Genomic DNA, 14212 nt, shown 5'->3' with positions numbered 1-14212 from the left:
CCTGCGTCCATAGCGTCACAGTCGACGGCAATCGATACGACGGAAGGACAACGCAGTGAGCGCACAGCCCGCGCACCACCGCGACGGCGACGTACACGAGCACGATCTCGGACTCGCCCACGATATGAAGGTGATGTCGCGTCGCCGCGCCCTGGTCTTCTTCGGCGCCGCTGGTGCGGCGACCGTGGCGGCGGGCTGCGCATCGGCGACGACCACCAGCGCCACCTCCGCCACCACGGCCGCCGCGAGCACCACGACCACCAGCACCGGCACGGTCGCTGCGGCACCGCAGGAGACCGCGGGCCCGTACCCGGGCGACGGCTCCAACGGGCCCAATGTGCTGATTCAATCCGGTGTGGTCCGATCCGACATCACCACCAGCTTCGGCTCGTATTCCGGTGTCGCACAAGGTGTTCCGATGACGCTGCGATTGAAGCTGCAGGACCTGACCAAGAACGGCGCGGCGGGCGCGGGTATGGCCGTCTACGTGTGGCATTGCGACCGCTCCGGCGAATACTCGCTCTACGGCAAGAGCATTACCGACCAGAACTACCTGCGCGGCGTGCAGGTCGCGGATGCCAATGGCGAAGTGAGCTTCACCTCGATCTTCCCCGCCTGCTACTCCGGTCGATGGCCGCATATCCACTTCGAGGTCTACGATTCGCTCAGCACCGCCGTCGCGGGCGATAACGCCCACCTCACCTCACAGATCGCACTGCCTTGAGACGTGTGCAGCACCGTCTTCGCCGCCGACTCCGGATACGCACAGAGCATCAGCAACCTTTCCCAGATCTCACTCGCCTCGGACAATGTCTTCGGTGACGGCTGGGATGCCGAACTGGCCACGGTCACCGGCACGCCGAGTTCGGGGATGACCGTTTCGATCACCATCGGAGTCGCAGAGAAATCGCAGAACACCCAGGCCGAGGGCACGCCGCCCGGACAGGGCGGTCCCGGCGGACAAGGCGGACCGGGCGGACCGCCGCCGCGCACCCGCTAGGCAACAACTCGGCCCCCGACCCGTACTCGACGGATCGGGGGCCGATTACGCGAAACCTATCGGACGACTGTGCTCTGCGCGCCGATCTGCCGCGCCAGCGCCCAGATCACCAGCACATCGAGCGCGATCATTACCAATGACCAGAACGGGTACATGGGCGCGAACAGGAAGTTGTCCAGGAGGCTGATCGAGGCCATCACGATACCCGCGAGATAACCCCAGGTCTGTCCGGTGACAATGCCGATGCCCGCGATAATGATCAGCACCGCGATCACCAGGTGGACCCAGCCCCAGGCCGAGACATTCACCTGGAAAACCTGATCCTCGGTCAAAACAAAGAAGTCACGCTTGGCGATGGCCGCTATGGCGGTGAGCAGATGCAGCGCGCCGGTGATCAGAATCAGTACGCCCGCGAAGATCGTCATGTCATTGAGCACGGGTCCGGTTTTGGTCGGGCCGGGACTGGTCATAACACACCCTCCTTGGCGAAACGCGTGGTAACCGACGGCCACAACGTAACCTTCGACGCGCCCGAAACGCCGCAGCGCGGCGGCGGGTCACCTACTGAGACTGATCTCCGGCTCGGGTTCGGCCGCCACACGCGGCCGGGCCAGCGCACTCGGCCACCAGATCCGATCGCCGATATCCAGCGTCAGGGCGGTGACCAGGATCGAACGCACGATCACGGTGTCGAGCAGCACGCCGACGGCGATGACAATGCCCATTTCGGCGAAGGTCACCACCGGCATGGTCGCGAATACCGCGAATGTGCCTGCCAGGACCAGTCCGGCCGAGGTGATCACCCCGCCCGTTGCGGCCAAACCGATGAGTGCGCCCGCCTTGGTGCGATGCTTTACCGCCTCCTCGTGCACCCGCGACATCAGGAAGATGTTGTAGTCGATTCCGAGTGCCACCAGGAAGACGAATGTCAGCAGCGGCAGTCCGGCATCGGCGCCCTTGAAACCAGCCAGATCGAAGATCCAGCGGCTCAGCCCGAGCGCGGCGAAATAGGACAGCACCACCGTCGCCGTGAGCAGAATCGGCGCGAACACCGCGCGAAGCAGCACCATCAGGATCACCATCACGATGGCGAGCACCACCGGCACGATGACCCGATTGTCATGTGCCACAGCGCGTTTGATGTCCAGCACGACGGCCGTCTGCCCGCCGACCCTGGCCTGCGGATCCACCGCGTGCACAGCCGCACGCACCCGGTCGATGGTGGCCTCGGCGGCCCGGCTGTCCGGCGGATCCGTGAGCGTGCCCTCCAGATAGGCCAGATCGTCCTTGACGATCGGTCGCGACGGCGCCGTAATTCCGGGTGTCGATCCCAAGGCGCTGCCGACCGCACTGATGCGTGCGGACGAGGCGACGACCATCACCGGCTGACCGGTGCCCGCCTCGAAATGCCGTTCCAGCACTTCGGTTCCGGTGACTGCGGCGGATGAGCCGACGAAGGCATCCTTATTCGCGACGCCCTCGGCCTCCAACCCGCTGACACCGAGTGCGAGTGCACCGAGTGCCAGTGCGGTGCCGATCCAGACGGTGCGCGGCCGCCGGGCAATGGCGAATCCGACGCGCGCCCAAATACCGGATTCGGTCTCGTTGACGGTGCCGAAATTCGGATGCCGCGGCCAGAAGATCCACCGGCCGACGATCACCAGCAGCGCGGGCAGCAGGGTCAACATTGCCAGCAGCGCCACCGCGATCCCGATGGCACAGACTGGCCCGACGCCCTTGGTGGAGTTCATTTCCGCTACCAGCAGCGCCAGCATCGAGACGATCACGGTGCAACCGCTGGCCAGCACCGCCGGTCCGGCGCGGTGCAGCGCGACCGCCATCGCCTCATGTTTATCGGGATGGCGGCGCAGTTCCTCGCGATAGCGCGCAACCAGTAGCAGCGCATAGTCGGTGCCCGCGCCGAAGACCAGGACGGTGAGGATGGCCTGGCTCTGCGCGTTGACGGTCAGCCCCACCTTGGTCGCGCCGAATACGGCGGCCTGCGATATCACCAGCGCGAAACCGACCGTGAGCAGCGGAAACAGCCACAGCATCGGACCGTAGGTGATCAGCAGAATGACGATGACAACCGCGGCGGCCGAATACAGCAGCAAACCGTCGATCCCCTTGAACACCTCGCCGAATTCGGCCGCGTACCCGGCCGGTCCGGTGGCGTAGAAGGACAATCCGTCGGGTCGCTCCCCTGCCGCATCATTGATCGCAGCGACGACATTCGTCAGTCGGTTGAAGCCCTCGGATCCCATCGAGATCGGCACCAGAATCTCCAGCGCCTGACCATCGCCGGACTGGATCGGGCCGAGCACCTCATCGGACACCACATGCTCGACCTGCCGAAACCGCTTGGCATCGGCGCCGACCACAAGTCGATCGGCCTCGGCGATCCCGTCCCTGCGCTCGTACACCAGTACTACCGGAACCTGATCGCTATTGCCGAATTTCTCGGCCAGCTTGAATGCCTGGGTGGATTCGGCGCTGTCCGGCAGCCAGGTGACATTGTCGTTCTTCTGCGCGCCGGTGAGCTTTCCAGCGAAGGTGCCCAGTGCGAGCAGGGCGATGATCCAAACGCCGAGAACCACCCATTTGCTCCGGCGGCCACTCGGCACACGTGAGAGTCGGCCGAGCAGATCGGACATATCCGGATCGGTCGGTGCGGACATCTGGCCCTCTCGGTCGCCGCCACAGTCGGACCGATGCTACTGCCGGGCTCCGACACCCGCGAGCGAAAATGTGACACTGCGCCCACTTCGGTGCGGCCGAGGCTGCCAGGCGCACCAGCGGTTGTCACCGAGCAATTGCAGCAATCTCGGCGCCGACACCACAACCACGCATCCCCGGTGCACCGGGCCCGCGACGGGCCGGATGGCAAACGGCAGGCGACCACGATGACAGCGCCGGTATCGATGCACGGATTTCACATCGCGTGCCGCACAATGGGTGCCGCACGCGGTGGTCACCGGCGCATCTGCGCCATCGCGAAAGACGCCGCTGCGACACAAGGTGTTGTGCTGCACGGACTTGTCACCCCCAAGGAGTAGTGTTCAGGGCGTAGCAATTCCGTGACGGCAGCGTGCTCGGGAAGGGTGTGGAGGCAGGATGAAACTGATCGACCGGGTGTCGGCCATCAACTGGAATCGGGTGCCCGACGAGAAGGATGCCGAGGTCTGGGATCGCCTGACCGGCAACTTCTGGCTGCCCGAGAAGGTGCCGGTGTCCAATGACATTCCGTCCTGGAACACCCTCACCGCCGACGAGAAGCAACTGACCATGCGGGTCTTCACCGGCCTGACGCTGCTGGACACCATCCAGGGCACGGTCGGTGCGGTGAGCCTCATCCCGGACGCCGTGACACCGCATGAGGAGGCGGTGCTCACCAATATCGCGTTCATGGAGTCGGTGCATGCCAAGAGCTACAGCTCCATCTTCTCCACACTGTGCTCCACCCGCGAGATCGATGACGCGTTCCGCTGGTCGGAGGAGAACCGAAACCTGCAGCGCAAGGCCGAGATCGTGCTGGAGTACTACCGCGGCGACGATCCGCTCAAGCGCAAGGTGGCCTCCACCCTGCTGGAGAGCTTCCTGTTCTACTCCGGCTTCTACCTGCCGATGTACTGGTCCTCGCGGGCCAAGCTCACCAACACCGCCGACCTGATCCGCCTGATCATCCGCGACGAGGCGGTGCACGGCTACTACATCGGCTACAAGTACCAGAAGGGTCTGGAACTGCTCAGCCAGGCCGAGCGCGAAGACCTCAAGAACTACACCTTCGAGCTGCTCTTCGAGCTCTACGACAACGAGGTCGAATACACCCAGGACCTCTACGACGAGGTCGGCCTCACCGAGGACGTCAAGAAGTTCCTGCGCTACAACGCCAACAAGGCGCTGATGAACCTCGGCTACGAGGGCCTGTTCCCCAAGGACGAAACCGAAGTCAACCCGGCCATCCTCTCGGCCCTGTCCCCCAATGCCGACGAGAACCACGACTTCTTCTCCGGCTCCGGCTCCAGCTACGTCATCGGTAAGGCCGTCAATACCGAAGACGAAGACTGGGAGTTCTGAGCTACCGCAACGAAATCTGGCTCGGCCCCAGAGGAGCCGAGCCAGATTTCTTCGCCTGAAACTACTTGTCGTCGTTGGGTTTCCGCAAAATCTGCAGAATCTGAGCAACGTCTGACTTGAGTGTGCCGACATCCGACTTCAGCGTGCCCACATCCGACTTCAGCGTGCCCACATCCGACTTCAGCGTGCCCACATCCGACTTGAGTGTGCCGACATCCGACTTGAGTATGCCCACATCCGACTCTATCGATGCCAGTCGTACATCCATCACGTCTTGACGCGAAGCCATATTTCCCATGTCGACATTCATCGAAATCAAGCGCGACGCGACCGAACGGCCATCCAGATCACCGATGCTGGTGCGGATGCCGCCCATGCTGGCGTGGATAGCAGCTAACTGCTCGTGGATTTGCGTCACCGTCACAGTATCCCGGGTGATCTGGTGATCGCGCCACAGTTCTAGTTCCCATACCCGTTGTTCAAGAGACTTCCCGCTGGTACTCATGGTCGAACCCTCCCCTTGGCCACTCGACATCGAAAGCATGTTCGACAATAGCGTTCGGCTCTGACAACTGCCAAGCTTCGGTCGGAATGCTTTTCCGACACACGGGAGACACGCGGACACGCACGTTCGAGAGACGGCAAGCCTTGTGCGTCAGGGCGATTCGCCTCAGATGCCGAGGACCAGTTTGGCGGTGGTGAAGTAGATGATCAGGCCGGTGGCGTCGACCAGGGTGGTGACCATCGGGGCCGAGACCACCGCCGGATCGATGCGGAATCGCTTGGCGAGCAATGGCATCGTGCCGCCGATGGTCGCGGCCCAGCCGCAGATGATGACCAACGTGATGCCGACGACCAGGGCGGTGCCCGGATCGACGAACAGCGCGCCGATGGCGATGCCCGCCGTGGCCAGCATGATGCCGAGGACCAGGCCGACGCGGCATTCGCGCCAGATCACCTTGAACAGGTCGGAGCCGCGTACCTCACCCACGGCGAGCGCGCGCACGCACGCGGTCGCCGCCTGGGCCCCCGCATTCCCGCCCGCGCCGATGAGCAGCGGTATGAACAATGCGAGGTGCGCCGCCTGCTGCAGGGTGCCCTCGAAGAAGTCGGTGACACTGACCGTCAGGGTGGCCGCGAACAGCAACAGCAGCAACCAGAGTGCGCGGTAGCGGGCCAGCTGGAACACTTTGGCCGCCATGTAGTGGCCCTCCCAGGGTGCGGAACCCGCCTGCTTGGCGACATCCTCACTGTCGGCGGCCTCGATGACCTCGACGGCGTCATCGATGGTGAGAAGTCCGACCAGCCGGTCCTCGCTGTCGACGACCGGCAGGTTGATGACATTGGTTTCGCGCATCAGCCGCGCCGCCTTCTCGGCGGAGTCGGTCGCGCGCACGAATGTCGGCTCGGTGACGACCAGATCCGACACCATGGCGTCGGGACGACTCAGTACCAGCTCGCGCAATTCGACAATGCCGGTGAGTCGGCGACCGGCGTCGACGACGGGCAGCGTGTACACCGTTTCGGCATTGATGCCCTTTATCCGCACGGTCTGCAAAGCATCCGGCACACTCAAATTCCGCGGCAGCGCAACGACTTCCGGCGTCATGTACAGCCCGACCGAACCCTCCGGATAGCCGAGCAATGAAGCGGTCATCCGGCGTTCACGCGCACTCAGTCCGGCCAGCACCTTCTTGGCGACCTTCGCCGGCGCCTCACGCAGCATCCTGGCGCGGTCGTCAGGATCCATGGCCTCGACCAGATCGCGGAAGCTCTGATCACGCAGACCCTCCAGGATCTGTTGCTGGTCAACGGGTTCGAGTTCCTCGAACACGGCGAGCGCCAGATCCTTGTCGAGCAGACGGAAGGCGATGCCCGCCTGGACGGCGTCCATGCGCGCGAGCTCGTCCGCTATGACATGCGGCTGCTGGTTGTCGAGCCAGTCGAGCGCGGCGGCGACACGATGGGTGTCCACGATGTCCTGCAGGGATGCGGACAGCGTCGGACGTGCTTCGATGAGATCGGTCTGCGACATGGGAGGTCCTCAGCACGCGGGCGAGTAAGCGAGTGAATCGAAAACGAAGTCACACCGCGGGCACCAACCCCTGGACCGACTACTGCAGGACGGTTTTACGAAGGGGCGGCGCCGCGCGGCCTTCGACTGGGAGGTTCGCTGCGCATCGCAACCCCACCTCCTCAATGCCGCCACAGGGCCGTCACCACTGCGGATTACTCGAAGGCGCCGCCCGGATCGGGCCGACCGCACAGCTTCCGGTTGAAGGATACATGCGCTGAGGCGGGTGTTCACACTCGAATCGCGTAAAGATCGACGATATCCCGCTCGGATATGACCGGACCCACATCCGGTGTCAGGCTGTCAGCGTGGCACCGACGGCGATCTCGACATCGGGCCAGGTGAGGGTGTGCTCGACCCAGTCCGGTATCGGCCCATCCTGTACGCCGAACAGATACAGATGCGGCACCAGATCGCGCAGGGCCTCATGCACCTGCATGCGGTCGTCGATCATGTGTGTGATCCCCAATTGCGCGCAGTGTTTCGCCTTATCCGACCGGGCCCGACAGAACCGCACATTGTCCTTCGGCACGCCCGTGCGGTCGTAGAACCCGTGGTGGTCCAGCCACTGCAGGGTGCGTTCTTGAACCCGTGGCCCGCATTTCGAGATGACCCAGGCCTGACCGTCGAACCGACGCACCAACCGGGCCAATACCTCGAACGCGTCTGCACTCGGCGGTGATGCCAGCGCCTGCTCGATACCCCCGGACAGAAATACGGTGTCCGCGGCGCCCGCCGCGAAGGCCGCGCCCTGGATGACCCGGCCGAAGTCGATGCCGAGTCGCTGTTGTCTTTCGTTGTTCATCGACCTTCAGCATTACCCGTACCGCGCCTGCCCCGCCAGCGATTTCCCGGTCGGGAGGTGATTCGACGCAGGCCGAGTCGAACTCTGCGCCAATCTTGGGAGGCCCGCGAGGATCGTTGCGGCTAGTTTTTGTGTAAACACACGAAGGAGAGATCTGTGCGCTTCGGCATCTTCATTCCACAGGGGTGGCGGCTGGATTTGGTCGATATCGACCCGGCGGCGCAGTGGGGGGTGATGCGCGATCTCGCCCAGCGGGCGGATGCCGGAGATACCTGGGAATCGCTATGGGTGTACGACCACTTCCACACGGTGCCGGTGCCGACCGAGGAGGCCACGCACGAGGCGTGGACGCTGATGGCGGCGTTCGCGGCCACCACATCACGCATTCGGCTGGGGCAGATGTGTACCGCGATCAGCTACCGCAATCCGGCATATCTGGCCAAGGTCGCCGCGACCACGGATCTGATCTCCGGCGGCCGGGTGGAGATGGGCATCGGCGGCGGCTGGTACGAACACGAGTGGCGCGCTTACGGTTACGGATTCCCGTCGGCGGGTGAGCGACTCGGGCGGCTCGACGAAGGCGTGCAAATCTTCCGCCAAGCCTGGACCGAGGGCAAGGCCACGCTGGACGGTAAGTACTACCAGGTCGACGGTGCGATAGTGCGGCCACTTCCGTTGCAGGAGGGCGGTATTCCGATCTGGGTCGCGGGTGGCGGTGAGAAGAAGACGCTGCGAATCGCGGCGAAGTACGCCCAGTACACCAACTTCAGCGGCGCACCCGAGGAATTCACGCACAAGTCCGAAATTCTGCGCGCGCACTGCGCCGAGGTCGGCACCGATTTCGATGCCATCGTGCGCTCCTCGAACTTCAACGCGGTCATCGGATCCACCGAAGCCGAAGTCGAGCAACGCCTTTCGACCCTGCAAGCCCGCTTGGCCACGGTGATCAGCGACGACCGGGCCAAATCCTTCGTCGACGGTATGCTCCGCACCTCCCCCGCCGTCGGCACCCCGGAACAGATCACCGAGCGCCTGTCCGTCGTCCGCGAACTCGGCCTCGGCTACGCCATCTTCAACTTCCCCGAAGCCGCCTACGACACCAGCGGAATCGACCTCTTCGAACGCGAAATAGCCTCGCCCCTGCGCTGAGGCCACCGCCAAAGCGGTGGCCGCCCCGACGGCGGCCGCCGCTTTCGGCACGACACTGCTGGCACAATGGCATCGAATACGATTCGCGGTGACTGCGAATGCACGACTCCGGGGGGATTCCGACTGTGTACCACGATAATTCGACAGACAGCCGCCAGACCGGTCCTGAGACAAGGCCGTCACCAACCGACGACCGAACCGAGCGCATCCTGCCCGCATACTCGGTCATCGGCGAATGGGGCCACGAGCAACCGGCGACCTCTTGCGGTATGAATACTCCTGCCGCGGTGAAGGCGCGCTTCGAGCACCCGTCGGTCGGGTCGTTGCGCTACGTCGACCCGACACAGAAGCCCGACCGCGAGTCCACCTCGCTGACAGCAGGACGCCGTCGGACGGACGGATCAATCGAGAACCCCGGCGGGCCGACGACGATCGCCTTCATGATCGACATGCTTCTACATAGCGGCGTCGGCACAGCCGCATGGCTTGTCGTCACAGAATACGCCAACCCGGACAAGGCCGTGGCTGCGGCCGTAGTCACCTGGATCGCAACATCTTTCATGCACCGCACCGTCATCCAACGCATCGGCCGCACCACACTCGGCAAGTCCCTGTTCAACCTCCGGCTCCACTACCTGGACGAAACTCAGCCCACCCTGTGGCAACTCATCAAACTCTGGCTCTTCTCAGCCTTCGCCGTCGTCGCGACCCCATTGCAGTTTTTGGGGTGACCACGAGAAATACCCGGCCCCTGTGCTGAGCAGATTCTGCAAACACACGAAGGAGATATCTGTGCGATTCGGGATCTTCATTCCGCAGGGGTGGTGGCTAGATCTGGTTGACATCGACCCGGCGGCGCAGTGGGGAGTGCTGCGCGGTCTCGGCCATCGAATCGATGCGAGTGACACCTGGGAGTCGATCTGGGTCTGTGACCACTTCCATACGGTGCCGATGCCGACCGAGGAGGCAACGCATGAGGCATGGACATTGATGTCGGCGCTCGCCGCATCGACGTCGCGAGTGCGACTGGGCCAGATGTGCACCTCGATCAGCTATCGAAATCCCGTCTACCTCGCGAAAATCGCGGCGACAGTGGACCTGATCTCTGGCGGCAGGGTCGAGATGGGTATCGGCGGCGGCTGGTACGAACACGAATGGCGCGCCTACGGTTATGGTTTCCTGTCGACCGCTGAGAGGCTCGGTCGCCTGGACGAGGGCGTGCAGATCTTCCGACAGGCGTGGACCGAGGGCACGGCCACCATGGACGGCAGGTACTACCAGGTCGACGGTGCCATTGTCCGCCCTCTTCCGCTGCAGGAAAAAGGAATTCCGCTGTGGATCGCCGGCGGCGGGGAGAAGAAGACCCTGCTCATTGCGGCAAAGTACGCCCAATACACCAACTTCAGCGGCAATCCCACAGAGTTCACCCGCAAATCCGAAATCCTGCGCGCGCACTGCGCCGATGTCGGCACCGACTTCGACGCCATCGTCCGATCCTCGAACTTCAACACGATCATCGGGTCAACGGAAGCCGAAGTCGAAGAACGTCTTTCCGCCGTGCATGCCCGCGTGGCCACCGTCGTCGGCGCTGACCAGGCGACCGCCTTTGTCGACAACATATTTCGTACCTCCCGCACCGTCGGCACCCCGGAACAGATCATCGAAACCCTCTCCGACGTCCGTGATCTCGGCCTCGGCTACGCCATCTTCAACTTCCCCGAAGCCGCTTACGACACCAGCGGAATCGACCTGTTCGAACGCGAAATAGCCCCAGCCCTGCGGTAACCGCTGGAGGTCCGCAAGCCGCTGTGCCTGTGGACCTCGGACTTCCCACCACTGGGACCGATGACACAATGGTCGGCGATCAGCTCACGACACGATGACCTGGGAGATATCTGTAGTGCATGGCAATCCGGGCCACTATGCGGACGCGCCGCCTCCGGCTATGCAGTCGCAATTCGCACACGACCCGAACGGGTCACTGCGCTACGTCGAGCCGGTACCCGACCCTGAAGCGACAAAATACGATTCGATGTCGTTGAACGCCGGTCGGCCGCGCCCCGACGGCACCATCGAAGAGCCGAGATGGTCGATGCTGATCGCCTTCGCCATCGATCTGCTGCTGCACGCAGCAATCGGCGGCGCCGTCTGGCTCACGATCACCGAATACTCCCCAGACCCCAAGCAGGCCATACCCTTGGCCGTAACCGCCGCCGTCGCAACATCTTTCGTGCACCGCACATTCATCCAGCGCATAACCGGCACAACCCTCGGCAAAGCCTTCTTCGACCTGCGCCTGCGCTACCCCGATGGCACCTTCCCCACCCTCTGGCAATTGATCAAGCTCTGGTGTGTAGGCACCTTCACCGTCGTAGTAACTCCCCTCCAACTCTTCGGCTGAGCCTTACGATGACCGGGCGCAGGCCTGCGGCAACGGAATCCGTTGCCGCAGAGCCGCAAATCACAGCATGCAGGAGACGCAGCCCTCTACTTCGGTTCCCTCCAAAGCCATTTGGCGCAGGCGGATGTAGTAGAGGGTTTTGATGCCCTTGCGCCAGGCGTAGATCTGGGCGCGGTTGAGGTCGCGGGTGGTGGCGGTGTCTTTGAAGAAGAGGGTCAGCGACAGGCCCTGGTCCACGTGTTGGGTGGCGGCGGCGTAGGTGTCGACGATCTTCTCGTAGCCGATTTCGTAGGCGTCCTCGTAGTACTCGAGGTTGTCGTTGGTGAGGTAGGGGGCCGGGTAGTAGACGCGGCCGATCTTGCCTTCCTTGCGGATCTCGATCTTCGACGCCACCGGGTGAATCGAGCTGGTGGAATGGTTGATGTAGGAGATCGAGCCGGTCGGCGGGACGGCTTGCAGGTTCTGATTGTAGATGCCGTGCTGCATGACCGAGGCCTTCAGCTCACGCCAATCGTCCTGGGTCGGAATGTGCACGCCCGCATCGGCGAACAGCTGCGCGATCCGTTCGGTCTTCGGCTCCCACACCTGATCGGTGTACTTGTCGAAGTACTCACCGGAGGCGTACTTGGATTCGGGGAAGCCGCCGAAGTAGGCACCGCGCTCCTTCGCGATCAGGTTCGAGGCCCGAATCGCGTGGTACACCACGGTATAGAAGTAGATGTTGGTGAAGTCGATCCCCTCTTCGGACCCGTAGCGCACCCGCTCGCGAGCCAGATACCCGTGCAGATTCATCTGACCGAGGCCGATCGCGTGGGATTCGTTGTTGCCCTGTTCGATCGAGGGCACCGAGTAAATGTGTGTCTGGTCCGATACCGCGGTCAGCGCCCGGATCGCCACCTCGATGGTCCGCGCGAAGTCGGGTGAATCCATCGTCTTGGCGATATTCAACGAGCCGAGGTTGCAGGAAATGTCCTTACCCACCTTGGCATAGGACAGGTCGTCGTTGAACAGCGACGGAGTCGATACCTGCAGGATCTCCGAGCACAGATTCGAGTGGGTGATCTTGCCCGCGATCGGATTGGCCCGGTTCACCGTGTCCTCGAACATGATGTACGGGTAACCGGATTCGAACTGCAGCTCGGCAATGGTCTGGAAGAACTCGCGCGCCTTGATCTTCGACTTGCGGATGCGCTTGTCGTCGACCATCTCGTAGTACTTCTCGGTGACATTGATATCGGCGAACGGCACGCCGTAGATGCGCTCCACGTCGTAGGGCGAGAAGAGGTACATATCCTCGTTCTTCTTCGCCAGCTCGAAGGTGATGTCCGGGATCACCACACCCAGCGACAGTGTCTTGATGCGGATCTTCTCGTCCGCGTTCTCCCGCTTGGTATCCAAGAACCGGTAGATGTCGGGGTGGTGCGCGTGCAAGTACACCGCGCCCGCACCCTGGCGAGCGCCCAGCTGGTTGGCGTAGGAGAACGAATCCTCGAGCAGCTTCATGATCGGGATGACACCCGAGCTCTGGTTCTCGATCTTCTTGATCGGCGCACCGTGCTCACGAATATTGGTGAGCAGCAGGGCAACTCCGCCGCCGCGCTTGGACAGCTGCAGCGCCGAGTTGATGGAGCGTCCGATCGACTCCATATTGTCCTCGATGCGCAGCAGGAAGCAGGACACCGGCTCACCGCGCTGCTTCTTACCCGAGTTGAGGAAGGTCGGGGTGGCCGGCTGAAAGCGCCCGTCGATGATCTCGTCGACCAGCTTGCTCGCGAGCACCTCGTCACCGGCCGCCAGCGTCAGCGCCACCATGCAAACCCGGTCCTCGAACCGCTCCAGGTAGCGCTTACCGTCGAAGGTCTTGAGCGTGTAGGAGGTGTAGTACTTGAACGCGCCGAGGAAGGTCGGGAACCGGAACTTCTTGGCGTAGGCCTGTTGGAACAGCGACTTGATGAACGCGCGGCTGTACTGGTCGAGAACCTCTGCCTCGTAATAGTTCTCGTCGACCAGGTAGTCCAGCTTCTCGTCCAGATTGTGGAAGAAGACGGTGTTCTGGTTGACGTGCTGCAGGAAGTACTGGTGCGCGGCCTCGCGGTCCTTGTCGAACTGGATCTTTCCGTCGGGGCCGTACAGGTTCAGCATCGCGTTGAGGGCGTGGTAGTCCATGACCTCGCCCGTCTCGGCGGTACGGACCGGAGGCTGCTCTAAGCGAGCTGTCTTGCCGGTCGGTGCTGTCGTTGCTGTTGCCAAAACAATCCCAATCCCTCGCGGACGCGCTCGACGTCCTCAGCGGTTCCCATGAGTTCGAAGCGATACAGGTAGGGCACCCCGCACTTGCGCGAGATCACCTCGCCCGCATAGCAATAGGTATCGCCGAAGTTCGTGTTGCCCGCCGCGACGACGCCGCGCAGCAGCGCACGGTTGTGCGGATCGTTGAGGAACTTGGCGACCTGCCGCGGCACGAAATCCCTATCGGATCTATTTCCCCCCAGTACGTGCCGACCGCCCCCGTAGGTGGGGACGATCAGCACGTATGGTTCGTCTACGCGCAGTGAGTCAGCGGTGTGCAGTGGTATGCGAGTCGCCGGGAGTCCCAGCTTCTCGACGAAGCGGTGCGTATTCTCCGAGGCACTGGAGAAGTAGACCAGCGCTGTCCCTGTAGACATGGCTACCTCCTCCCCCTTCCATCGGATACACCAGAAAGCT

13 protein-coding genes and 1 pseudogene are annotated in these 14212 nt (G+C 63.0%); 7 read left to right on the top strand and 7 right to left on the bottom strand.

Annotated features, from left to right (window positions below; translation table 11 throughout):
• Positions 1-124: 124 nt before the first annotated feature.
• Positions 125-1000: pseudogene (locus tag ACIBJI_RS39330) on the top strand (dioxygenase).
• A 56-nt stretch (positions 1001-1056) separates the two neighbouring features.
• Here ACIBJI_RS39330 and ACIBJI_RS39325 read toward each other — a convergent pair.
• Together ACIBJI_RS39325 and ACIBJI_RS39320 are read right to left on the bottom strand one after the other, a co-directional pair.
• On the bottom strand, positions 1057-1470 hold the full coding sequence (locus ACIBJI_RS39325; protein WP_364344666.1) for a hypothetical protein: 414 nt from the start codon (positions 1468-1470) through the stop codon (positions 1057-1059).
• Positions 1471-1557: 87 nt separating this feature from the next.
• Entirely contained in the window at positions 1558-3678 is a 2121-nt protein-coding gene (locus tag ACIBJI_RS39320) for an MMPL family transporter (protein WP_397088123.1), read from the bottom strand.
• Positions 3679-3903: 225 nt separating this feature from the next.
• On the opposite strand from ACIBJI_RS39320, the gene ACIBJI_RS39315 reads away from it, so the two are divergent.
• Both ACIBJI_RS39315 and nrdF read left to right on the top strand, forming a co-directional pair.
• Positions 3904-4056 carry a hypothetical protein gene (locus ACIBJI_RS39315; protein ID WP_364344672.1) on the top strand — a complete coding sequence of 51 codons (153 nt, stop codon included), beginning with the start codon at positions 3904-3906 and terminating at the stop codon, positions 4054-4056.
• A gap of 58 nt (positions 4057-4114) precedes the next feature.
• Positions 4115-5077 (top strand): class 1b ribonucleoside-diphosphate reductase subunit beta, encoded by a 963-nt coding sequence (gene nrdF / locus ACIBJI_RS39310; RefSeq protein ID WP_364344675.1) that lies wholly within the window; start codon positions 4115-4117, stop codon positions 5075-5077.
• A 61-nt stretch (positions 5078-5138) separates the two neighbouring features.
• On the opposite strand, the gene ACIBJI_RS39305 is transcribed toward nrdF, so the two are convergent.
• The 3 genes from ACIBJI_RS39305 to ACIBJI_RS39295 all read right to left on the bottom strand — a co-directional run bounded on the left by ACIBJI_RS39305 (position 5139) and on the right by ACIBJI_RS39295 (position 7956).
• Positions 5139-5582: a hypothetical protein gene (locus ACIBJI_RS39305; RefSeq protein ID WP_397088121.1), complete on the bottom strand. Its 444-nt coding sequence runs from the start codon at positions 5580-5582 to the stop codon at positions 5139-5141.
• A gap of 165 nt (positions 5583-5747) precedes the next feature.
• Positions 5748-7112 (bottom strand): magnesium transporter, encoded by a 1365-nt coding sequence (gene mgtE, locus ACIBJI_RS39300; protein ID WP_364344681.1) that lies wholly within the window; start codon positions 7110-7112, stop codon positions 5748-5750.
• 334 nt (positions 7113-7446) lie between these two features.
• Positions 7447-7956 (bottom strand): hypothetical protein, encoded by a 510-nt coding sequence (locus ACIBJI_RS39295; RefSeq protein WP_364344684.1) that lies wholly within the window; start codon positions 7954-7956, stop codon positions 7447-7449.
• Between the two features lie 156 nt (positions 7957-8112).
• Here ACIBJI_RS39295 and ACIBJI_RS39290 point away from each other — a divergent pair, with 156 nt between their 5' ends.
• The 4 genes from ACIBJI_RS39290 to ACIBJI_RS39275 all read left to right on the top strand — a co-directional run bounded on the left by ACIBJI_RS39290 (position 8113) and on the right by ACIBJI_RS39275 (position 11506).
• A complete protein-coding gene (locus ACIBJI_RS39290) occupies positions 8113-9105 on the top strand; it encodes an LLM class F420-dependent oxidoreductase (protein WP_364344687.1) in 993 nt (330 codons plus the stop codon).
• Positions 9106-9392: 287 nt separating this feature from the next.
• On the top strand, positions 9393-9836 hold the full coding sequence (locus ACIBJI_RS39285) for an RDD family protein (RefSeq protein WP_364344690.1): 444 nt from the start codon (positions 9393-9395) through the stop codon (positions 9834-9836).
• A gap of 61 nt (positions 9837-9897) precedes the next feature.
• The gene (locus tag ACIBJI_RS39280; protein ID WP_364344693.1) at positions 9898-10890 is read left to right on the top strand and encodes an LLM class F420-dependent oxidoreductase; all 993 of its coding nucleotides are present in this window, start codon (positions 9898-9900) and stop codon (positions 10888-10890) included.
• Positions 10891-11137: 247 nt separating this feature from the next.
• Positions 11138-11506 (top strand): RDD family protein, encoded by a 369-nt coding sequence (locus tag ACIBJI_RS39275; RefSeq protein WP_364344696.1) that lies wholly within the window; start codon positions 11138-11140, stop codon positions 11504-11506.
• 60 nt (positions 11507-11566) lie between these two features.
• Here ACIBJI_RS39275 and nrdE read toward each other — a convergent pair whose 3' ends face one another.
• Both nrdE and nrdI read right to left on the bottom strand, forming a co-directional pair.
• On the bottom strand, positions 11567-13672 hold the full coding sequence (gene nrdE / locus ACIBJI_RS39270) for a class 1b ribonucleoside-diphosphate reductase subunit alpha (RefSeq protein WP_364344699.1): 2106 nt from the start codon (positions 13670-13672) through the stop codon (positions 11567-11569).
• Between the two features lie 38 nt (positions 13673-13710).
• The gene (nrdI, locus tag ACIBJI_RS39265; RefSeq protein WP_364344702.1) at positions 13711-14172 is read right to left on the bottom strand and encodes a class Ib ribonucleoside-diphosphate reductase assembly flavoprotein NrdI; all 462 of its coding nucleotides are present in this window, start codon (positions 14170-14172) and stop codon (positions 13711-13713) included.
• Positions 14173-14212 lie beyond the last annotated feature (40 nt).

The organism is Nocardia sp. NPDC050408, assembly GCF_044458905.1.
Lineage (GTDB): Bacteria > Actinomycetota > Actinomycetes > Mycobacteriales > Mycobacteriaceae > Nocardia.
Note: the sequence above shows the minus strand (reverse complement) of the source record. Positions and strands in the feature narration are given on the sequence as shown.

Coding starts and splice junctions, on each gene's coding strand:
- ACIBJI_RS39325 (WP_364344666.1), bottom strand. CDS start 1,470: ATGACCAGTCCCGGCCCGACCAAAACCGGACCCGTGCTCAATGACATG.
- ACIBJI_RS39320 (WP_397088123.1), bottom strand. CDS start 3,678: ATGTCCGCACCGACCGATCCGGATATGTCCGATCTGCTCGGCCGACTC.
- ACIBJI_RS39315 (WP_364344672.1), top strand. CDS start 3,904: ATGACAGCGCCGGTATCGATGCACGGATTTCACATCGCGTGCCGCACA.
- nrdF (WP_364344675.1), top strand. CDS start 4,115: ATGAAACTGATCGACCGGGTGTCGGCCATCAACTGGAATCGGGTGCCC.
- ACIBJI_RS39305 (WP_397088121.1), bottom strand. CDS start 5,582: ATGAGTACCAGCGGGAAGTCTCTTGAACAACGGGTATGGGAACTAGAA.
- mgtE (WP_364344681.1), bottom strand. CDS start 7,112: ATGTCGCAGACCGATCTCATCGAAGCACGTCCGACGCTGTCCGCATCC.
- ACIBJI_RS39295 (WP_364344684.1), bottom strand. CDS start 7,956: ATGAACAACGAAAGACAACAGCGACTCGGCATCGACTTCGGCCGGGTC.
- ACIBJI_RS39275 (WP_364344696.1), top strand. CDS start 11,138: ATGTCGTTGAACGCCGGTCGGCCGCGCCCCGACGGCACCATCGAAGAG.
- nrdE (WP_364344699.1), bottom strand. CDS start 13,672: ATGGACTACCACGCCCTCAACGCGATGCTGAACCTGTACGGCCCCGAC.
- nrdI (WP_364344702.1), bottom strand. CDS start 14,172: ATGTCTACAGGGACAGCGCTGGTCTACTTCTCCAGTGCCTCGGAGAAT.